General features: G+C 68.9%; 24 protein-coding genes and 1 tRNA gene. 5 read left to right on the top strand and 20 right to left on the bottom strand.

Translation table 11 applies throughout. The annotated features are described in order from the left end of the window. Window positions 1-54: 54 nt before the first annotated feature. The 3 genes from ABDK56_RS06815 to ABDK56_RS06825 all read left to right on the top strand — a co-directional run bounded on the left by ABDK56_RS06815 (window position 55) and on the right by ABDK56_RS06825 (window position 2,855). On the top strand, window positions 55-804 hold the full coding sequence (locus ABDK56_RS06815) for an electron transfer flavoprotein subunit beta/FixA family protein (RefSeq protein WP_349807442.1): 750 nt from the start codon (window positions 55-57) through the stop codon (window positions 802-804). 1 nt (window position 805) lies between these two features. Then, complete coding sequence (locus ABDK56_RS06820) at window positions 806-1,735, top strand: electron transfer flavoprotein subunit alpha/FixB family protein (protein WP_349807444.1); 930 nt, start codon at window positions 806-808, stop codon at window positions 1,733-1,735. Between the two features lie 76 nt (window positions 1,736-1,811). Beyond that, complete coding sequence (locus tag ABDK56_RS06825) at window positions 1,812-2,855, top strand: energy transducer TonB (RefSeq protein ID WP_349807445.1); 1,044 nt, start codon at window positions 1,812-1,814, stop codon at window positions 2,853-2,855. Between the two features lie 60 nt (window positions 2,856-2,915). Here ABDK56_RS06825 and rfbA read toward each other — a convergent pair whose 3' ends face one another. The 14 genes from rfbA to ABDK56_RS06895 all read right to left on the bottom strand — a co-directional run bounded on the left by rfbA (window position 2,916) and on the right by ABDK56_RS06895 (window position 14,430). Then, window positions 2,916-3,818: a glucose-1-phosphate thymidylyltransferase RfbA gene (gene rfbA, locus ABDK56_RS06830; protein ID WP_349807446.1), complete on the bottom strand. Its 903-nt coding sequence runs from the start codon at window positions 3,816-3,818 to the stop codon at window positions 2,916-2,918. Between the two features lie 343 nt (window positions 3,819-4,161). Beyond that, a tRNA-Phe gene (locus tag ABDK56_RS06835) sits at window positions 4,162-4,236 on the bottom strand. Between the two features lie 41 nt (window positions 4,237-4,277). Beyond that, window positions 4,278-4,463, bottom strand: a complete 186-nt coding sequence (locus ABDK56_RS06840) for a DNA gyrase inhibitor YacG (protein ID WP_349807447.1) — start codon at window positions 4,461-4,463, stop codon at window positions 4,278-4,280. Beyond that, complete coding sequence (locus ABDK56_RS06845) at window positions 4,453-5,358, bottom strand: ribonuclease (RefSeq protein ID WP_349807449.1); 906 nt, start codon at window positions 5,356-5,358, stop codon at window positions 4,453-4,455. Before ABDK56_RS06845 ends, ABDK56_RS06840 begins: the two co-directional genes overlap by 11 nt. Then, the gene (locus ABDK56_RS06850) at window positions 5,351-5,923 is read right to left on the bottom strand and encodes a Maf family protein (RefSeq protein WP_349807451.1); all 573 of its coding nucleotides are present in this window, start codon (window positions 5,921-5,923) and stop codon (window positions 5,351-5,353) included. Before ABDK56_RS06850 ends, ABDK56_RS06845 begins: the two co-directional genes overlap by 8 nt. Next, on the bottom strand, window positions 5,923-6,168 hold the full coding sequence (infA, locus tag ABDK56_RS06855; RefSeq protein ID WP_037499034.1) for a translation initiation factor IF-1: 246 nt from the start codon (window positions 6,166-6,168) through the stop codon (window positions 5,923-5,925). Before infA ends, ABDK56_RS06850 begins: the two co-directional genes overlap by 1 nt. A 74-nt stretch (window positions 6,169-6,242) precedes the next feature. Next, window positions 6,243-7,217: a quinone oxidoreductase family protein gene (locus ABDK56_RS06860; protein ID WP_349807452.1), complete on the bottom strand. Its 975-nt coding sequence runs from the start codon at window positions 7,215-7,217 to the stop codon at window positions 6,243-6,245. Window positions 7,218-7,302: 85 nt separating this feature from the next. Next, the gene (locus ABDK56_RS06865; protein ID WP_349807453.1) at window positions 7,303-9,429 is read right to left on the bottom strand and encodes a sodium-translocating pyrophosphatase; all 2,127 of its coding nucleotides are present in this window, start codon (window positions 9,427-9,429) and stop codon (window positions 7,303-7,305) included. A gap of 112 nt (window positions 9,430-9,541) precedes the next feature. Then, window positions 9,542-10,579 (bottom strand): thiamine-phosphate kinase, encoded by a 1,038-nt coding sequence (thiL, locus tag ABDK56_RS06870; protein WP_349807454.1) that lies wholly within the window; start codon window positions 10,577-10,579, stop codon window positions 9,542-9,544. A gap of 8 nt (window positions 10,580-10,587) precedes the next feature. Beyond that, a complete protein-coding gene (nusB, locus tag ABDK56_RS06875) occupies window positions 10,588-11,037 on the bottom strand; it encodes a transcription antitermination factor NusB (RefSeq protein ID WP_349807455.1) in 450 nt (149 codons plus the stop codon). A gap of 18 nt (window positions 11,038-11,055) precedes the next feature. Continuing rightward, entirely contained in the window at window positions 11,056-11,934 is an 879-nt protein-coding gene (locus ABDK56_RS06880) for an alpha/beta fold hydrolase (protein WP_349807456.1), read from the bottom strand. Continuing rightward, a complete protein-coding gene (locus tag ABDK56_RS06885) occupies window positions 11,931-12,803 on the bottom strand; it encodes a pirin family protein (protein WP_349807457.1) in 873 nt (290 codons plus the stop codon). The genes ABDK56_RS06880 and ABDK56_RS06885 overlap by 4 nt, the downstream gene beginning before the upstream one ends. Window positions 12,804-12,969: 166 nt before the next feature. Next, window positions 12,970-13,332, bottom strand: a complete 363-nt coding sequence (locus ABDK56_RS06890; RefSeq protein ID WP_349807459.1) for a response regulator — start codon at window positions 13,330-13,332, stop codon at window positions 12,970-12,972. Between the two features lie 12 nt (window positions 13,333-13,344). Next, window positions 13,345-14,430: a PAS domain-containing protein gene (locus ABDK56_RS06895; RefSeq protein ID WP_349807460.1), complete on the bottom strand. Its 1,086-nt coding sequence runs from the start codon at window positions 14,428-14,430 to the stop codon at window positions 13,345-13,347. A 199-nt stretch (window positions 14,431-14,629) separates the two neighbouring features. Here ABDK56_RS06895 and ABDK56_RS06900 point away from each other — a divergent pair, with 199 nt between their 5' ends. Then, the gene (locus ABDK56_RS06900) at window positions 14,630-15,412 is read left to right on the top strand and encodes a TIGR00266 family protein (protein WP_349807461.1); all 783 of its coding nucleotides are present in this window, start codon (window positions 14,630-14,632) and stop codon (window positions 15,410-15,412) included. A gap of 54 nt (window positions 15,413-15,466) precedes the next feature. Here ABDK56_RS06900 and ABDK56_RS06905 read toward each other — a convergent pair whose 3' ends face one another. Both ABDK56_RS06905 and ABDK56_RS06910 read right to left on the bottom strand, forming a co-directional pair. Beyond that, window positions 15,467-15,685 carry a hypothetical protein gene (locus tag ABDK56_RS06905; protein ID WP_349807463.1) on the bottom strand — a complete coding sequence of 73 codons (219 nt, stop codon included), beginning with the start codon at window positions 15,683-15,685 and terminating at the stop codon, window positions 15,467-15,469. Between the two features lie 98 nt (window positions 15,686-15,783). After that, a complete protein-coding gene (locus ABDK56_RS06910) occupies window positions 15,784-16,071 on the bottom strand; it encodes a BolA family protein (RefSeq protein ID WP_349807464.1) in 288 nt (95 codons plus the stop codon). Between the two features lie 18 nt (window positions 16,072-16,089). On the opposite strand from ABDK56_RS06910, the gene ABDK56_RS06915 reads away from it, so the two are divergent. Beyond that, window positions 16,090-16,659: a J domain-containing protein gene (locus tag ABDK56_RS06915; protein ID WP_349807465.1), complete on the top strand. Its 570-nt coding sequence runs from the start codon at window positions 16,090-16,092 to the stop codon at window positions 16,657-16,659. A 14-nt stretch (window positions 16,660-16,673) separates the two neighbouring features. Here the strand turns inward: ABDK56_RS06915 and ABDK56_RS06920 are convergent, their stop codons facing one another. Genes ABDK56_RS06920 through ABDK56_RS06935 form a run of 4 tightly spaced genes read right to left on the bottom strand, consistent with a single transcriptional unit; the run spans window position 16,674 to window position 19,292 of the window. Next, window positions 16,674-17,318: a glutathione S-transferase family protein gene (locus ABDK56_RS06920; protein ID WP_349807466.1), complete on the bottom strand. Its 645-nt coding sequence runs from the start codon at window positions 17,316-17,318 to the stop codon at window positions 16,674-16,676. Next, on the bottom strand, window positions 17,315-17,980 hold the full coding sequence (locus tag ABDK56_RS06925; protein ID WP_349807467.1) for a dihydrofolate reductase family protein: 666 nt from the start codon (window positions 17,978-17,980) through the stop codon (window positions 17,315-17,317). The genes ABDK56_RS06920 and ABDK56_RS06925 overlap by 4 nt, the downstream gene beginning before the upstream one ends. Beyond that, entirely contained in the window at window positions 17,973-18,470 is a 498-nt protein-coding gene (locus tag ABDK56_RS06930) for a VOC family protein (RefSeq protein ID WP_349807468.1), read from the bottom strand. The genes ABDK56_RS06925 and ABDK56_RS06930 overlap by 8 nt, the downstream gene beginning before the upstream one ends. A 9-nt stretch (window positions 18,471-18,479) precedes the next feature. After that, the gene (locus tag ABDK56_RS06935; RefSeq protein ID WP_349807469.1) at window positions 18,480-19,292 is read right to left on the bottom strand and encodes a VOC family protein; all 813 of its coding nucleotides are present in this window, start codon (window positions 19,290-19,292) and stop codon (window positions 18,480-18,482) included. Window positions 19,293-19,309: the final 17 nt, after the last annotated feature.

Consider the following 19,309-nt stretch of genomic DNA (forward strand, 5'->3'; position numbering starts at 1 on the left):
AGATTGCCGATCCCACGGCTGTCATGCCGAGCAAAGAACTCACGGGAGAAGCTCATGAAAGCCCTCGTCGCCGTCAAGCGGGTGATCGATTACAACGTCAAGCCGCGGGTCAAGATGGACGGCAGCGGGGTCGACCTCGCCAACGTCAAGATGAGCATGAACCCGTTCGACGAGATCGCGGTCGAGGAAGCCATTCGCCTCAAGGAAAAGGGCGCGGGATCCGAGATCGTCGTCGTGTCGATCGGTCCGGCCAAGGCGCAGGAAACGCTCCGCACCGCGCTCGCGATGGGCGCCGACCGCGCGATCCTCGTCCAGACCGATGAAGAGGTGGTCGAGCCGCTGGCGGTGGCGAAAATCCTGAAGGGCATCGTCGAGGAAGAGCAGCCCGGCCTCGTCATCCTCGGCAAGCAGGCGATCGACGACGACAGCAACCAGACCGGGCAGATGCTCGCCGCGCTGCTCGGCTGGCCGCAGGGCACCTTCGCTTCGAAGGTCGAGGTCGCCGGAAGCGACGTCAGTGTCACCCGCGAGATCGACGGCGGGCTCGAAACGGTGAAGCTCGCCACCCCGGCGATCGTCACCACCGACCTTCGCCTCAACGAGCCGCGCTACGCCTCGCTGCCCAACATCATGAAGGCCAAGTCGAAGCCGCTCGCGGTGAAGTCGCCGGGCGACTACGGGGTCGACGTCGCGCCGCGGATCGAAACGCTCAAGGTCAGCGAGCCGCCCAAGCGCACCGCCGGGATCAAGGTCGGCTCGGTCGACGAGCTGGTCGCCAAACTCAAGTCGATGGGAGTTGCCTGACATGAAGACGCTGGTTCTCGTCGAACATGACGGCGCGTCGATCAAGGACGCGACCCTCGCCACCGTCACCGCCGCCGCGAAGCTCGGCGAAGTCCACCTGCTCGTCGCCGGGGCCAATGTCGGCGCGGTCGCCGACGCCGCCGCGGCCATCGAGGGCGTGGGCAAGGTCCATGTCGCCGACGGCGCGCATCTCGAGCACCAGCTCGCCGAGGACGTCGCCCCGGTCGCGACCGCGCTGATGGCCGGCCACGACGCCTTCCTCGCCCCGGCCACGACCTTCGGCAAGAACATCGCCCCGCGCGTCGCCGCGCTGCTCGACGTGATGCAGCTGAGCGACATCCTCAGCGTCGAGGAGGACGGCAGCTTCACCCGCCCGATCTACGCCGGCAACGCGATCGCCACGGTCCGCTCGAAGGACGCCAAGAAGGTTATCACCGTCCGCACCACCGCCTTCGACAAGGCGGCGGCGACCGGCGGCAGCGGAACGATCGAGGCGGTCGACGCGGGCGCGGCCTCGGGTAAGGCGTCGTTCGTCGGCGCCGAGCTCAGCAAGTCCGAGCGCCCCGAGCTGACCAGCGCGAAGGTGATCGTCTCGGGCGGCCGCGCGCTCGGCAGTTCGGAAGAATTCCACCGCCTGATCGACCCGCTCGCCGACAAGCTCGGCGCGGGCGTCGGCGCCAGCCGCGCGGCGGTCGACGCGGGCTATGCCCCGAACGACTACCAGGTCGGCCAGACCGGCAAGATCGTCGCCCCCGAAGTCTATCTGGCGGTCGGCATATCGGGCGCGATCCAGCATCTCGCCGGGATGAAGGACAGCAAGACGATCATCGCGATCAACAAGGACGAGGAAGCCCCGATCTTCCAGGTCGCGGACATCGGCCTGGTCGGCGACCTGTTCAAGATCGTGCCCGAGCTGACCGAGAAGCTGTAGCCCTTCGACCAACGGCGGTTTGCACTCGCCGTCGTTGCGACTAGCCTCCCGCGGCCGAATTCGTTGGGGGGAAGATATGACGGTTCGTCGATTCGTCACGGTTGGCATGATGGCGGCCCTGTCGCTGCCGCCCCTCGCGACCGCCGGGCCGCCGCCCCTGCTCGAGCCGACCTCGCCCTGGGTGGTCGACTATGCCGACAACAGCTGTCGGCTGATCCGCGGCTTCGGGCAGGGCAAGGCCTATCTTCGCCTGGTCGTCGAACAGGTCGAACCGCACGGCGCCCGCTCGATCATGCTGATCGGCCCTGGCGTTCATTCGAACAACATGGTCAGCTCGATCCCGCCCGTCTTTCGCCTGGGCCAGGAGCCGCCCCGCACCGCCCCGAACACGCTGACCTTCGACCCGCTCGGGGTGCGCCTGCCGTTCGGCGAGGCGGACAAGGGCAACGAGGATGGGACTCAGGCGGTCTACTGGTTCAACCGGTTCGGACACGGGCGTTACGGCCTGCTCACCCCCGCGCAGCAAAAGGCGCAGATGGAAGCCGACGTGGCGAACGGCTATCCGGGCATGACGAAGGCGGACCTCTCGGATCGCGGGCGCGATTTTGCGGCGACCGACTGGTCGGTCCCGCCGGCCCCTCGTCGGGAGGCGAACGACGCGCTGTTCGACGCGCGCGCCGCGAAAGTCACCTCGGTCCGGTTCGATGGCCTGTGGACCTCGCCCGTGTCGCTGAACACCGGCCCGCTCGACAAGCCGCTCCAGACGCTCGAGAAATGCACGACCGACAGCCTGCCGGACTGGGGCATCGATCCGGCGGTCGAGGCGTCGATCGCGGTTCGTGCGCATCCCGCCGCCCAGCCGTCGCGGTTTTTCACCTCGGAGGACTATCCGACCGCGGCGCTGCGGGCGATGAAGGAAAGCCGCATGACGACGTGGCTCAACATCGACGCGACCGGCAAGATCGCGAAATGCCGGGTTATCAGCGCCTTTGCCTCGCCCGAGATCAACGATGCGATCTGCCTGATGGTCCGCCGCAAGGTCCGCTATGTCCCGGCGCAGCGGGCCGACGGCACCAAGGTCGCCGATTACGACGTGCTGACGTTCAGCTTCGTGGTGTGAAGCGCGGCGACGGGCGACCGGCCAGCCAGATCCCGGTGGCCTAGTCCGTCGCGGCGCCGTTCAGGAAGACGACGTCGAGCTCGAGCAGCTCGCACCGGCCCTGGTCGATGCCGTTCTCCTTCGCCAGCCGTAATTGCTGCTGCTCAGCTCGTCGGCCCGGCGCTCGAGCTGGTCGCGGGTGATCCACCCCTGGTCGAACGCGATCTCCTCGAGACAGGCGATCTTGACCCCCTGCCGCGACTCGATCGTCTCGACGAAGTGCGACGCGCTCAGCAGGCTGTCGAACGAGCCGGTGTCGAGCCAGGCGAAACCGCGCCCGAGCAGCTCGACATGAAGCTCGCCGCGGTCGAGATAGGCCTGGTTGACGCTGGTGATCTCCAGCTCGCCGCGCGCCGACGGCTTCACCGCCTTCGCGATCTCGATCACCTGGTTGTCGAAGAAATAGAGGCCCGGCACCGCGTAGCGGCTCTTGGGCTCCTTCGGCTTTTCGGTAAGCGACACCGCGCGCTGGTCGCGATCGAATTCGACCACGCCGAAATTCTCGGGATCGTTGACGAGGTAGCCGAAGATCGTCGCGCCCACCGACCGCGCCGACGCCTCGCGCAGCGTGTCGGTGAAGCCCTGCCCGTAAAAGATGTTGTCGCCCAGCACGAGGCAGACGCTGTCGTCGCCGATGAAGGATTCGCCGATGATGAACGCCTGCGCGAGCCCCTCGGGCCGCTCCTGGATGGCATAGTCGAGCCTGACACCGAATGCGCTGCCGTCGCCCAGCAGCGCGCGGAACGACTCCTCATGCTCGGGATTGGTGATGATCAATATGTCGCGAATGCCGGCCAGCATCAGGACCGACAGCGGATAGTAGATCATCGGCTTGTTGTAGATCGGGAGCAGCTGCTTGTTGGTCGCCGCCGTCACCGGGAAAAGGCGGGTCCCGCGTCCGCCGCCCAGAATGATACCCTTCACGATCTACTCTCCTGGCCAACACCGGTGTCGGGATTATCGAACGTCGGCGCGAGCGATTGGTCGGAAAAATGCCCCGCTCGCCGGGCCTGTTCATCACCTTTTGCGCCTTAACCCGGCATGTCGCCGCGCGGCCCGACCGGAAGACCGTGGCGGTCGCCGCCGCCTGTTGATGATATTTTGGCAAAGGGCAAGCGATCTTCGGCCTTGAGACTGCGGCCAGAATACCTGTTGCAGGGTTGCGGTTGCCCTTCGCTCACGCGTCGGGACCATTTCCGCGTCCGGCTGCCCTTCGGGACCATTTCCGCGTGACCATCCCCCGGATGGTCACTTTAAGCGGAAACGGTGGTGCCCAGGGGCGGAGTCGAACCACCGACACGACGATTTTCAGTCGTCTGCTCTACCACTGAGCTACCCGGGCGCACCGTTGTCCGGCACGTGGCCGGGCGGGCGAAGGCGTCCCTAGCGGTGGCTCCCCTCGCTGTCCAGCCCACCGCCGTCGAGCCCGGCATCGGCGGGCGGCCCGGCGATCCGGTATCCCTGGTCGAGCCAGCGCAGCAGGTCGCGGTCCTTGCAGCCGCGGCTGCAGAAGGGCGCGTGGTCGGGCGACGGCGGCTGGCCGCACAGCGGGCAATTCTTAGTGGACATGCCCGCCCGACATGGCGAGCGCGGGGTCGGCCCGCAAGGTCGCGGTGCCGCCGATCCGCCGCTGCAGCGGCTCGACCCACGCCGGGGCGATCGCCGCGATCACCGCCGGGTGCGCGATGAGCGTCGCCGCGCCGACATGGCGCTCGGCACGCCGCAGCAGCGCCCGCGCCTCGAACGCCGCGCGATCCGCCGCCAGCTCGACCAGCGAGGCGCGCGCGCGGGCCCGGACGACCTGGACGAAGCCGAAGCCGTTGCTCGCGGTCCTTTCATGCGGGGTCGGCAGATAGTCGGCGAGGATTGCGTCGACCGCCTGCCGCTCGGCCTTGCCCCTCAGCGTCGGAAAATCGATCCCGGTCGATCCGCCGAGGTCGAGCCGCGCGATCGCCCGCGCCGCTGCCCACGCCCCCATCTGCGCGAGCTTGTCGGGGACCAGCCAGCCGTCGATATCGATCATCGTCATCGCCGCGGTCGGCTCGATCCGCAGCTCGCCGCCGTCGAAGCGAACGATCCCCGACCGCGCCTCCTCGACCAGCTCGTCCCAACCCTCGATGACGCCGTCGCTGCCCTCGGCCAGCGGCGGCGCGGCGCGCGGCGTCTCGTCGGTCACCCGCGCCAGCCCGCGCTTCCACGGCTCGCGCCCGCCGAGCGCCTCGCGGGTCACCTCGACCACCAGCGACCGGCCCTCGCTCACCCCGCTGACCCCGCGCGGCAGAAGGAATTGCTCCCCGCCCGCCTCGACCGTGACCCGCGGCGCGACCGCGACCAGCTTGGCCTCGAGCACCGTCCCGGCTGGCGTTACGCCGTCGCGTCGCACCCGCGCCTCGACGATCTCGCCATTCTCGATCCGCGCCGCGCGGGTCTCGCCGATCCCGCGCTCGATCACCCAATCAGGCAAGATCGTAGCCCGCGCTTTTCAGCAGGTGCCGGGTCTCGGCGAGCGGCAGCCCGACGACGTTCGAATAGCTGCCCGCGATGTAGCGGACATAGACCTCGCCATAGCCCTGCAGCGCATAGCCCCCCGCCTTGCCTCGCCACTCCCCATGCCCGGCGTAAAAGTCGATCTCTTCCGCGCTCAGCCGCTTCATCGCGATCATCGTCTCGACCAGCCGCGATCGGCGCTTGCCGCCCGGAACGGCCAGCGCGACCCCGGTCAGCACCCGATGCCGCCGTCCGCTTAGCAGCGCCATGCATCGGCGTAGCGTCGCCTCGTCCTCGACCTTGGGCAGGATTCGCCGCCCGACCGCGACCACCGTGTCGGCCGCCAGCACCAGCGCATCGGGATGACGCTCCGCGACCGCCGCCGCTTTCTCCTCGGCCAGCCGCAGCGCGTGCGGGCGCGGCAGTTCGCCCGCCGCGGGTTCCTCGTCGATGTCGGCGGGGTCGACCGCGTCGGGAACGACGCCGATCCGCGCGAGCAGGTCGAGCCGGCGCGGACTGGCCGACGCCAGCACCAGCTTCATCAATACCCCGGCGGGCGCTCGCGGCCGGGCATGAAGCGATAGGTGATGCGGCCCTTGGTCAGGTCGTAAGGGGTCAGCTCGACCAGCACCTCGTCGCCGGTCAGCACGCGGATGCGGTTCTTGCGCATCTTGCCGGCGGTATGGCCGAGGATTTCATGACCATTCTCGAGCTCGACGCGGAACATCGCGTTGGGCAGCAGTTCGACCACCCGCCCGCGCATCTCGAGAAGTTCTTCCTTGGCCATGCAATTCCTTTGTCCGCTCGAATATAGTCGCGGCTCTCTAGCGACGAACGGTACCAAAGGGAAGGCGGACGGATTCAGCCAACCGTCAGCACCGTCGACCCGGTCGTCCTGCGCCCTTCGAGCGCGCGGTGCGCCTCGGCCGCGTCCTTCAGCGCGAAGCGCTGACCGATGTCGATCTTGACCTTGCCGCTCGTCACCATGTCGAACAGCGCCTGCGCCGACGCGCGAAGTTCGTCGGGCTCGGCGATATAGTCGAACAGCGTCGGGCGGGTGAGAAACAGCGAGCCCTTCTGCGCGAGCAGCCCCGGCGGGAACGGCTCGACCGCGCCCGACGCCTGCCCGAAGCTCACCAGCATCCCGCGCTTGGCGAGCACGTCGAGCGACTTGAGGAAGGTCGCCTTGCCGACCGAATCATAGACTACCGGTACCTTTTTCCCGTCGGTCAGCTTCGCGACCTCGACCACCCAGTCGCCCTGTTCGAACAGGATGACATGGTCGCAGCCGTGCGCCTTGGCGAGCGCGGCCTTTTCCTCGGTGCCGACCGTGCCGATGACCGTCGCCCCGATCGCCTTGGCCCATTGGGTGAGAATCAGCCCGACCCCGCCCGCCGCGGCGTGGACCAGGATCGTCTCGCCCGCCTTCGTCTGGCGGACGCGGTTGAGCAGCATGTCGACCGTCATGCCCTTCAGCATCATTGCCGCGGCGGTATCGAAAGCGATCGCGTCGGGCAGCTTGACCAGCCGGTCGGCGGCGATCAGCCGAGCCTCGGCATAGGCGCCGATCGGCCCGGCGTAGGCGACCCGGTCGCCGACGCTCAACCCCTCGACCCCCTCGCCGACCGCCTCGACGACGCCCGCCCCTTCGGTGCCGAGCGTCGCGGGCAGCGGCTGCGGGTAGAGGCCGGTGCGGTGATAGACGTCGATATAGTTGAGCCCGACCGCCTTGTGCGCGATCCGCACCTCGCCCTTGCCCGGCGCGCCGACCTCGACCTTTTCCCATTGCATCACCTCGGGGCCGCCGGTCTGGTGGATGCGGATGGCGTGGGTCATGGTCGGGTCTCCCGGGCGCAATGAAAAGGCCCCGCCGGAAGTGGGTCCGGCGGGGCCTCGTTCAAGGCTTCGATCTGTACTGCGATCACATCGCCGCGTGACCCGCCAGCGCCGCGAGCAGCAGCAGCGCGACGATGTTGGTGATCTTGATCATCGGGTTGACCGCCGGTCCGGCGGTATCCTTGTAGGGATCGCCGACGGTATCGCCGGTCACCGCGGCCTTGTGCGCCTCGCTGCCCTTGCCGCCGAAATTGCCGTCCTCGATATATTTCTTGGCATTGTCCCACGCGCCGCCGCCCGAGGTCATCGAGATGGCGACGAACAGCCCGCTGACGATCACGCCGAGCAGCAGCGCGCCGAGCGCGGCGAGGCCGTTGTCCTTGCCCGCCACCGCGCCGATCACGAAATAGACGACGATCGGGGCGAGCACCGGCAGGAGCGAGGGCAGGATCATCTCGCGGATTGCCGCCTTGGTGACGAGGTCGACGGTCCGCGCGTAATCGGGGCGCGAAGTCCCGTCCATGATCCCCGGATTGTCGCGGAACTGGCCGCGCACTTCCTCGACCACCGCGCCGCCGGCGCGGCCGACCGCGGTCATCCCCATCGCCCCGAACAGGTAGGGCAGCAGCGCGCCGAGCAGCAGCCCGACGATGACATAGGGGTTGTTGAGGCTGAACAGCTTGTCGAGGTCGCTGGTGACGCCGATCTGGCTGCCGAACTCCTTGAGGTCGGCGGTGTAGGCACCGAACAGCACCAGCGCGGCAAGGCCGGCCGAACCGATCGCATAGCCCTTGGTCACCGCCTTGGTGGTGTTGCCGACCGCGTCGAGCGCGTCGGTCCGGTGGCGCACCTCGTCCTCCAGTCCCGACATCTCGGCGATGCCGCCGGCATTGTCGGTCACCGGACCGTAGGCGTCGAGCGCGACGACCATCCCGGCCAGTGCGAGCATCGCCGAGGCCGCGAAAGCGACCCCGAGCGGCCCCGCCAGCTGGTAGCTGACGATCACCCCGGCGATGATCACCAGCGTCGGCAGCGCGGTCGATTCGAGGCTGATCGCGAGTCCCTGGATGACGTTGGTGCCGTGGCCGGTCTGCGACGCCGCGGCGATCGACTTGACCGGGCGATAGTTGGTGCCGGTGTAATATTCGGTGATCCACACGATCAGCGCGGTGACCGCCAGGCCGACCATGCTGGTGTAGACGAGGTTCCACGCCGGGAAGGCGAGCCCGCCCGAGGTCGCGATTTCCTGGTTCAGGTTGCCGCCGAACGCGAACCACGCCGCCCCGACGATCGCCACCGCGCCGAGAATCGTGGTCGTCCAGAAGCCCTTGTAGAGCGCGCCCATGATCGATTCCTTGGCGCCCAGCTTCACCATGTAGGTGCCGATGATCGAGGTGATGATGCACACCCCGCCGATCAGCAGCGGCAGGCTCATCAGCGGCAGCAGCAACGGCGAGGCGCCGACCGCCAGCGCGACGCTGACCATGGTGATGCCGACGGTGACGACATAGGTTTCGAACAGGTCGGCGGCCATGCCCGCGCAGTCGCCGACGTTGTCGCCGACGTTGTCGGCGATGACGGCGGGGTTGCGGGGGTCGTCCTCGGGGATGCCCGCCTCGACCTTGCCGACCAGGTCGGCGCCGACGTCGGCGGCCTTGGTGAAGATGCCGCCGCCAAGCCGAGCGAAGATCGACACGAGGCTCGCGCCGAGCGCCAGCGCGGTCAGCGCGGTCACGACCTTGCGATCGTTCGGGGCGAGGCCCATCGGCCCGACCAGCACGTAAAACAGCACCGCGATCGCCAGCAGCGCGAGCCCGGCGACCAGCATGCCGGTCACCGCGCCCGATCGGAACGCCACCGTAAGGCCGGCCTGGAGCCCGGTTCGCGCCGCCTCGGCGGTGCGCACGTTGGCGCGGACCGAGATGTTCATGCCGATGAACCCGGCCACGCCCGACAGCACCGCGCCGGTCACGAAGGCCGAGGCGCTAAGGCCGCCGAGGAAGAAGAAGACGATTGCCGCGACGACCACGCCGACGATGGCGATGGTGGTGTACTGGCGGCGAAGATAGGCCGCCGCGCCTTCCTGGATCGCGCCCGCGACCTCGACCATGCGCGCATTGCCGGCGGGCGCGCGAAGCACCTGCTGGCTGGTAAGGATGCCGTAGATGAGGGCGATGACGCCGCACCCGATGGCGAGCAGGACCAGATTCATGTGATGACTTCCCCTGGTGTTCGAACGCCTTTGATCGGCGCTTCGCTGAATGACGGGGGAAGGTGTAACGGGCTTTGCGCGGCTGGCAAGTCAGCGCTGCGCGAGCGGCTGGTCAGCGCTTCGGGCGGGCTTTCAGCGAGCGATCAGCAGCAGCGCGGAGCCGATCCCGGACATCAGGCCGGCGAGCGCGAGCCAGCGCTGGCGGGGATTGAGGGCGATCGTGGGCATAACCAAGGCGCTCCGGCAGCGGCACCTCGCCGGCGGCGTCGGACAGGATGATGTCGCGACCATCGGTGAGGTGCCCGATCCGGACGCATTGCGTCCCGGCTGGTAAAGAAAGGCTTAATCCCGGGTCGAGATTGGACGGGAGCGCGGCGAGCAGCGCATAATCGTCGCCCGCGGTCGCCGCGAACAGCCGCGCGCGCCGGTCCTGCCCGCGCTCGGCGATAAAGGCGCGGCTCAGCGGCAGCGCGTCGAGGTCGACCGCCGCGCCGCAGCCGCAGGCGGCGATCATCCGCGCAAGGTCGAGCAGCAGCCCGTCGGACACATCCATCATCGCCCGCGCGCGCGGCGCCAGCGCCTGCCCGGCGGCGAGCTGCGGCACCGGCTGGCGATAGGCCTCGACCAGCGGCCCCTCGGCGTCCTTGTCCTTGGCGAGGATGTCGAGCCCCGCGCCCGAATCGCCGAGCGTCCCGACCAGCCACAGCCCGTCGCCCGGCCGCCCGCCCGAGCGGGCCGGCACCGCCTCGCCCGCGCGGCCGATCGCGGTCAACGAAAAGACCCGCGGCGCGCCCTCGGGAAGCGCGATGGTGTCGCCGCCGACCAGCGCGAGGCCATAGGCGTCGCACGCCGCCGCGACCCCGTCGAGGAAGCGGTTCTCCCACCGTCCGTCGCCGTCGCTCAGGCTCGCGGTCATCAGCGCGGCGCGCGGGGTCGCGCCCTTGGCGGCGAGGTCGGAAAGGTTCACCGCGACCAGCTTCCACCCGATCGACGAAGGCGGGTCGTCGCGGCGGAAATGCACCCCCTCGGCGATGCTGTCGTGGGTGATGACCCAGCCGTCGAGCAGCGCGGCGTCATCGTCGAGCCCGCGCGCGGCGGGGTCGGTCGCGATCGTGCGCAGCCGGTCGAGGAAGGCGAACTCGCTGGCCATGCCCCAGCCTAAGCCGGACGGACGTCCTTTGCCAGCGCGTCGAGCAGCCCGTTGACGAAGCCCTTTTCGCGCTTGTCGTAAAAGGCGTCGGCGACGTCGAGATATTCGCTGATCACCGTCGGGGTCGGCACGTCGGGGCGGGCCAGCAGCTCGTAGGCCCCGGCGCGGAGCACCGCCTTCATCGGCTTGTCGAGCCGCGCGAGGCTCCAGCCGTCGGCGAGCTTGCCCTCGATTTTCGCGTCGATCTCGTCGCGGCGGGCGAGCGCGCCGGTCACGACGTCGTCGAAAAAGGCGACCTCGGCGTCGGCGTAGGTCGCTTCCTCGATCGTCGCGCCGAGCCGGTGGTGGTGGAATTCGTGGAGCAGCGCGGGGGTGGCGGTGCCCTCCATCTCCTGCTGGTAGAGCGCCTGCACCGCGGCGAGGCGGGCGGCGGAACGGGAGAGGGAGCGGCTCGACATGGCCGGGCCTCTAGCGGGTCAGGCCGCCGCGAGGAAGGGGCCGAGCGCGTCGGCCACCCTGTCGGGCGCTTCCCACGGCGCGAAATGGCCGACGCCCTTCAGCGGCACGATCTCGACCTCGAGGCCGACCTCGCCGATGCCGTCGAGCTGGACCGGGCGGAGCGCCTTGTCCTCGAGCCCCCAGGCGATGCGGACGGGGACGCGGATCCTCGGCACTCCGCGCACGACCCAGTCGGGCAGCGCGGCGTCCGCGTCCATCGTCGGCACGAGCATCGCGCTGGCGCGGTACCAGTTGAACATCGCGGTGAGCGCGCCGGGGCGACCCCAGTCGGCGAGATATTGGGCGCGGTCCTCGGCGGTGACTTTCGCCAGGTCGACGTGGGGCGCGAAGCTCTTGTCGAAGAAAGTGTCGAGCCCCATCGCCGCGATCCGCGCCTCCATCCCCGGATCGCGGAAGGCGCTGATGTACTGGCTCGCCGCGCGCTGCTCGCGATCCTCGACCAGGCTGCGCTGGAAAATCGCGGGATGGGGCGAGTTGACGATGGCGAGCCGCGACAGGCCGGGCAGCCCGCGGATCGCCGCCGCCCACGCGATCGCCCCGCCCCAGTCGTGTCCGACCAGCGCGAAGCGGTCGAGATTGAGCGCCTTCGCCAGCGCGGCGATGTCGGCGACCAGCGTGTCGGTGGCGTAGGCCTCGACGTCCTGCGGGCGGTCGCTCTCGCCGAACCCGCGCAGGTCGGGCAGGATGCAGCGCACCTCGCCCTTCAGCCGCTCGGCGACCTTGCGCCAGGTGCGGTGCGATTCGGGAAAGCCGTGGAGGAAGATCGCGGCGGGCGCGTCGGCGGGGCCGACCTCGACGAGGTTCATCGCGATTCCGGTGGGAAGCTCGATCTTCACGGGTAGCTGACCGTCTTCGGCACCTCGGGGATCGGGATGAACTCGTCGCTGTCGCCGGGGATCAGCGGGAAGCGCATTGCCTTCCAGTCGTCCTTCGCCTGCCGGATGCGATCGCGGCTCGAGCTGACGAAGTTCCACCAGACGTGGCGCGGGGTCGCGAACGCCTCGCCGCCGAGCAGCATCGCCCGGCCGGTCCCGGCGAGCGTGGCGGCGTGGCCGGGGGCGAGCAGGTAGAGGGTGAACGGGTCGAGCCGCTGTCCGTCGAGGATCACTTCGCCCTCGGTCACCAGCACCCCGCGCTCGTCGGCGTGCGGGTCGATCGGGATGATGCCGCCGCCCAGCACGATGTCGGCGTAGAGGGTCGATGCGTGCTGGGTGGTCGCGGCGGTCTTGCCCCACAGCGTCCCCATCAGCACGCGCGCCGATACGCCCTCGCCCTCGAGGGTCGGCAGGTCGTCCTCGGCGACATGTTCGAACGCCGGGTCGATCTCCTCCTTCCCGTCGGGAAGCGCAAGCCAGGTCTGCATGCCGTAAAAGACCGGGCCGTCGGGGCGGGTCTCGGCGGGCGAGCGTTCGGAATGGACGATGCCCTTGCCCGCGGTCATCAGGTTGACTGCGCCGGGGCGGATGACTTGGTCGTTGCCGAGGCTGTCGCGGTGGCCGATCGCGCCTTCGAACAGATAGGTGACGGTGGCGAGGTTGATGTGCGGGTGGGGGCGGACGTCCATGCCGTGGCCGGCGGGGAGCCTGGCGGGGCCGAACTGGTCGACGAAGATGAACGGGCCGACCATCGTCCGGGTCCTGGCGGGGAGGGTGCGGCGGACCTTGAAATCGCCGAGGTCGTGGGTGACGGGAAGGATCTCGATCATCGCGCGATTATGCGCCTTAAGGTCACAAAGGCCAGCGTCACCCCGGACATTTTCGTGACCTTAAGCGAGGGGGCGGCGATGCGCGCGGGCCGATCGGGCGACGAGGCGCGCGCGCTTCGATCGAGAACGCGATGTTACGCGTCGATTCGCGAATAGGACAGGAAAATCAGGCGTCGCGCGCGGCGACGATGCCGAGCAGCCGTTCGACCACGTCCTCGGCCAGCGCGGGCTTGGCGACGATCGGCACGTTGAGCGAGCGCAGCCGCTCGCCCTCGCGGTCGAGGTCGCCGGTATGGAGGATGAACGGGATTCCGTGGGTGGCGAGATATTCGGCGACCGGCCAGCAGGTCTGGCCGCGGCCGAGGTTGACGTCGAGCACCGCGCCGCGAACGGCATGGTCGCGAAGGATGTCGAGCGCCTCGTCGACGCTGCCCGCGACCGAGGCGTTCGAGCCGGCGTCCTCGAACGCCATCTTGAGGTCGAGCGCGATGAACGGTTCGTCCTCGAGCACCAGGAAGGGGGCGGTCATCGCGTCCATCGCCTAGCGCACCAGCGGCACGACGAGGGTGACCGCGAGCCCGGCCGGGTCCCAGTCGCGGTCGAGCCGCCCCTGCGCGTGCGCGACCAGCGTATCGGCGATCGCCATGCCGGTGCCGCCGTCGCGCGCGGTGCGGGTGACCGGGGGTCCGCCGCGTTCGCGCCAGTCGAGCCGGACCGACGGGCGACCGGACGGATCGGCGTCATGACGCCACGCGACCTCGACGGTGCCGGGCTCGTTCGACAACGCGCCATATTTGGTGGCGTTGGTGGCGAGCTCGTGAAGCACCAGCCCGATCACTGAGATGGCATTGGCCTCGGCGCGCAGCCCGTTGCCGTCGAAGCGGATCCGGTCGCCCTCGGGATCGTAGGGCCCGAGCACCGAGCGGATCGCCTGCCCGACCTCGATCGTGCCGAGCAGCGCGTCGTCGAGCGTCGGCTCGTAGGCGCGGCCGAGCGCGGCGATGCGTTCGTTGATCGCGCGCGCGACCGGCCGTGCGTCCATCGAGCGCCCGGTGATGTTGACGATCCCGCCGATCACCGAGAAGACGTTCTTCAATCGGTGCGAGATTTCGCGGGCGAGCGCCTTGGCGTGGCGTTCCTCGGCGCGGGCGAGGTGGAGGTTGGTGACGTCCCACTGGCTGCCGAAGAAATATTTGAGGCTGCCGTCCTCGTTGTAGATCGGGCCGAGGTGGAGCGCGTTCCAGAAGGTCTGCCCGTCCTTGCGATAGTTGAGCAGTTCGACCACCGCGACTTCCTGCCGCGCGATCGCCTCGCGGATCCGCGCGACCTGTTCGGGATCGGTCCTGGGGCCCTGGAGGAAGCGGCAGTTGCGGCCGATGATCTCGTCGGCCGGGTAGCCGGTCAGCTTTTCGAACGCGGCGTTGCAGAAGACGATCGGGTCGTCGGGCAGGTTGGGGTCGGTGAGGCAGACCGCCATGCGGGTCTGCGCCATCGCCTGTTCGAACAGCAGGCCGCTGGCGCCGTCGAAATGACCCGAAGTGCCCGACGCGTCCCAGCCGTCGTTGATCGAGTTCGGCTGGTCCGAATCGACGGGCCGGTTGGGGGGATTATTCTCCCGGTCAGACACGCCACGCGACTCGCATCGACGAAGCGTTTTTCATGGTTGGCGGTAAAGCGCCAGTAAATTTTGCGCGGTCGAAACGAGGCGTCGGACCGGGGGATTTCGCCCGGTGTCGGGGCGCGGTCGACGAAGGGCGACGCGCCGGCTTCGCCGCGCTTGCCGGGGCCGCCGCGAGCCGCGACAATCGGGCGGCAGGAGGCAGACGATGCGCTACGAGATCAACGGGACGGTGATGCAGACGGTGGCGATCGCGCTGTCGCCGGGCGAATCGGTGTTCGCGCAGACGCACGGGATGGCGTGGATGACCCGCGCGATCGAGATGGACACGCATACCGGCGGCGGGATGTGGGCGGGGCTGAAGCGCGCGATGGGGGGCGGGAGCTTCTTCATCACCGATTACAGCGCGGCGGGCGGCAGCGGCGAGGTCGGCTTCGCGCCGCGCTTTCCGGGGACGATCATCGCGAAGGAATTGCGCGCGGGGGAATCGCTGATCTGCCGCAAGGAGACGTTCCTGTGCGCCGAACGCGGGGTAAGCCTCGAAATCGTGCTGCAGCAGCGGCTGGGGGCGGGGTTCTTCGCGGGCGAGGGGTTCATCCTGCAAAAGGTGAGCGGGCCGGGCACGGTATTCCTCGACCTGTCGGGCGAGGTGATCGAAAAGACGCTGGCGCCGGGCGAGACGCTGCGGGTCCACGCCGGGCATATCGGGATGCAGGAGCCGAGCGTGTCCACCGACATCCAGATGGTGCGGGGCTTTCGCAACATGATCTTCGGCGGCGAGGGGCTGTTCCTCGCCACGCTGACCGGGCCGGGGAAGGTGTGGCTGCAGTCGATGCCGGTGATGAACCTGGCCGAGGAGATCGCGCGCTACCTGCCGGGCGAGAAGGCGGTCGACGCGGGCGCGGGGGCGGGGATCGGCCGGATGGTCGGCGGCGGCGCGGCGGGCGCGGCGCTCGGGGGGATATTGGGCGGGATCTTGGGGAGCGAGTGAGGGGGGCGGACGGTCCGCTATGGGTGAAAGCGGACATTCGACACCTAGTTAGACCTAGAGCATTGCGGTTATCAGGAAAGCAGCGCCGACAATGAGGAACGCGGCGTTTAGGGTCGTTGCGAGCCAAAACATAAAAGGGTTCTTCGAGCGCGTGTAACTCGCGAATGGCACTCCGGCAGCTTCCATTTTGCCAGTCTGAAGGCCGTGCACCAATGTCCACCCAATAAGCGGAACGCCGACAATCAAGATTGCAACCACGGCGGCATCCCTCATGGGCATCTCCTTACCTACATAGCTGCGAGCTTAAATCGGCCAGCCCCTGCGAGCCAGACAGGAAAGCTTCGTAGATGTCCGCAAAAGGTCGTTAGCGGTCATTCGTCCGGCGCGTTCGCCCTGATCGTCAGCGCATGGACGCGTTCCTTCATCAGCTCGCCGAGGGCGGCGTAGACGAGGCGTTGGCGCTGGACGCGGGACTGGCCTTCGAACGCGGCGCTTTCGATGGTCAGGGCGAAGTGGCTTTCGCCGCGGCCGTCGTGGCCGGCGTGGCCGATATGGTGGGCGCTCTGGTCCTCGAGCTCGAGCCGGGTGGGACGGAGCGCCGCTTCGAGGCGACGGATCATCTCGGCCGCGATCGGCCCGGTGGTGGCGGGGTCGGACATATTTTCTATATAGACGCGATGGCGTCGAGGTCGAGCAAATGGCACGGGCGGGTCGAGGGGGCGGCGAGCGAATGCGCGGTGCCGGGCTGCGCCGAGGCGGGCGAGTACAAGGCGCCGCTGTCGCCCGGCGGGTTCGACGGGCCGGGAAGCTGGCGCTGGCTGTGCCTCGACCATGTCCGCGAGCATAATAAGCGCTACAATTATTTCGACGGGATGAGCCCCGACGAGATCGAGGCGGCGCAGTCGCCGATCGCGGGGTGGGAAAGGGCGACGCGGGCGTTCGCGTCGAACGGCGACCCGGCGCCGGCGTGGGCCGACTTCAAGGACCCGCTCGACGCGATCTCGGCGCGCTATCGGCCAATGGCGACACGGCAGGGCGTGGACCGGTTCACCGCGCGCGAGCGCGAGGCGCTGGACGCGCTCGGGCTGGGCGACGATGCCGATCGCGGCGCGGTGCGGCGCGCCTATTCGACGCTGGTGCGGCGCTACCATCCCGACCGCAACGGCGGCGACCGGCGGCACGAGAAGAAGCTGACCCGGGTGATCGAGGCGTACCAGACGCTGAAGGGCGCGCGGGCGCTGGCCTAACCCGCGCGACCGCTTCAATCGCGGTCGGGCGCGCCCAGCGGGAAATAGTGGCGATAGGGACGGGCCTCGTCGACCGCGCGGGCGACCGCGGGGTGGGCGAGCAGGCGCGCACGGTAGGCGGCGAGTTTCGGGCGCGCCGCGCCGATCGGCTCGACCCAGTCGGCGTAGAACAGGGTCGGGGCGGCGGCGCAGTCGGCCATGGTGAATTGCTCGCCCGCGGCCCATTCGGCGTCGGGGAGGTTCGCCTCGAGCCAGTCGTAGGCGATGCGGAGGCGTTCGAGCCCGCGCGCGGCGGCCTTTCCCTCGCCGTCCTTGCTCATGGCGTAGTCGACGCTCGGCTGGAAATTGCCGCCGATGTGGAGGTCGAAGAAGCGGTCGAGGAACCGGACCCGGCGGCCCTTTTCGCCGTCGGGAATCCAGACATTGGGGCCGGGGTGGCAGGCCTGTAGGTGCTCGATGATGCAGCTTGTTTCAGGGACCACCTGGCCGTCGTCGACCAGTAGCGGGAACTTGCCGATCGGCCAGAGGCGGTGAAGCTCGGCGCCGACGCCGTCATGTTCGATGTTGCGATAGTTGAACGGGGTGCCGTCGGCGTAGAGCGGGATGAGGACCTTCCAGCAATAGCTGCTGAACGGGTGGACGTAGAGGGTGAGGGTCACCAGCGGTTCTCCTTGATCGCGGCCTGGCGCGCCTGTTCGCGCGGGTTCGGACTGTTGGGCGGGCTGCTGCCTAGCGCCACGCCGGGTGTGGGCACGAAGGTGGCGACGGCGGTGCCCTTCGATGTCGTCCGGCCGCTTTCGAAGCGGAGCGTCGCGGGCGGGGTGCCGCCGGGGAAGCTGCGTTTTCCCTTGCCGAGGATCAGCGGGTAGGTGAGCAGGCTGAGGCGGTCGAGCAGGCCGCGCTCGATCAGGCCGGGGTAGAGCGTGCTGCTGCCCCAGATCTGCAGGCGTGGGCCGTCGCCGTCGCGCAGCGCCGCGAGATCGTCGAAGCCGCGCAGTCGATGGCTGTTGGCCCAGTCGAGCGGGGCGTCCGAGGTGGTCAGGACATATTTTTCGGCGGCGTTGAAGGCATCGGCGATCGATTTGTCCTCGCCCTCATGGAATGGCCAATAGGCGGCGAAGATGTCGTAGGTGCGGCGGCCGAGGAGGAGCGCGTAGGGCGGCGCCAGACTCGCGCCGATCGCCTCGCCCGCTTCCTCGTCGGGAAAGCCGAACTGCCAGCCGCCGAGGTCGAAGCCGCCGGTCGGGTCCTCCTCGCGCGACCCGGGGGCCTGCATCACGCCGTCGAGCGACTGGAACAGGGTGCCGCAAATTTCACGCATCGGCGCTTTCCCCGCGACGCGCCGCCTCGATCGTGGCGATGTCGATCTTCTGCATGGTCATCATCGCCTCGAACGCGCGCTTGGCGGCGGCGGGGTCGGGGTCGTTGTTCGCCTCGAGCAGGGCGCGGGGGGTGATCTGCCAGGCGAAGCCCCACTTGTCGGTGCACCAGCCGCACTCGCTCGCCGTGCCGCCGTTGTTCACGATCGCGTCCCAGTAGCGGTCGGTCTCGGCCTGGTCTTCGGTGACGACCATGAAGCTGGTCGCCATGCTCGGCTTGAAATGCGGGCCGCCGTTAAGGCCGACGAAGGCGCGGCCGAGGACAGTGAAGTCGACGGTGAGCTCGGCGCCCTCCTTCGTGCTCGGATTGTCGGACGGCGAGGCCATCGCCGAGCCGACGCGGCTGTCGGGGAAGGTGGCGGCGTAGAACTCGGCCGCCTCGCGCGCCTGGCCGCGATCGAACCACAGGCAGGTGACGAGCTTGTCGGGCATCGGACCCTCCTATTTGCGCGGGCCGACGAGGCCGAAGGTCGCGCCCTGGGGGTCGGTGGCATGGACCGAAAATTCGCCGCCGGGGATCGGCATCGGTTCGCTTGCCGGGGTGCCGCCGCCCGCCTTTACCGCCGCGAGAGCGCGGTCGATGTCGTCGACGCCGATGTAGAAGGTCCAGGCGTTCCGTGGGTGCTGGGGCAGCTTCTTCATGATCGCGCCGATGCCGACGCCGTCCTTCTGGATGAACTTGTAGTCGCCCATCTCGCCCATCGGCATCGCGCCTTCCTGGGTCCAGCCGAAGTGCTTACGGTAAAAGGCGATCGCGCCGTCCTGGTCGTCGCTGGCGAGGTCGTTCCAGCGGACGTGCTGCGGCCGGTCGACCGAGAAGACGTCGCTCTTCGCGTCGGGATTGCCGGAAGGCGGAGTCGGGGTCATGACATAGAAAGGCGCGCCCCACGGATCGGCGAGCATCGCCAACCGCCCGACCCCGTCCATGTCGCGCGCGGGCATCAGCGTCGTGCCGCCGTCGGCCTCGACCGCGGCGACGGTGCGGTCGACGTCGGCGACGTGGAGATAGCCGACCCACCCCGCGCGCGCGCCGTGGGCGATCATGTCGTCGGTCAGGACCAGCAGGCCGCCGGCATTGCCACCGTCGGCGCGCTTGATCATCCGGTAATCGACTGGGCCGCCGCCGGGGATGCTGTTGGCGGGGTCGATGTCCCAGCCGACCACCGCGTCGTAGAACGCCTTGGCGGCGGCGGCGTCGGGGGTCATCAGCTCGTACCAGATGAAGCTGCCGGTATCGGGATCGTGGTCGCTCATCGTCTGCCTCTCCTTTC

Origin of the sequence: Sphingomonas sp. ASV193, from assembly GCF_040203355.1 — a bacterium.
Classification (GTDB): Bacteria; Pseudomonadota; Alphaproteobacteria; order Sphingomonadales; family Sphingomonadaceae; genus Sphingomicrobium.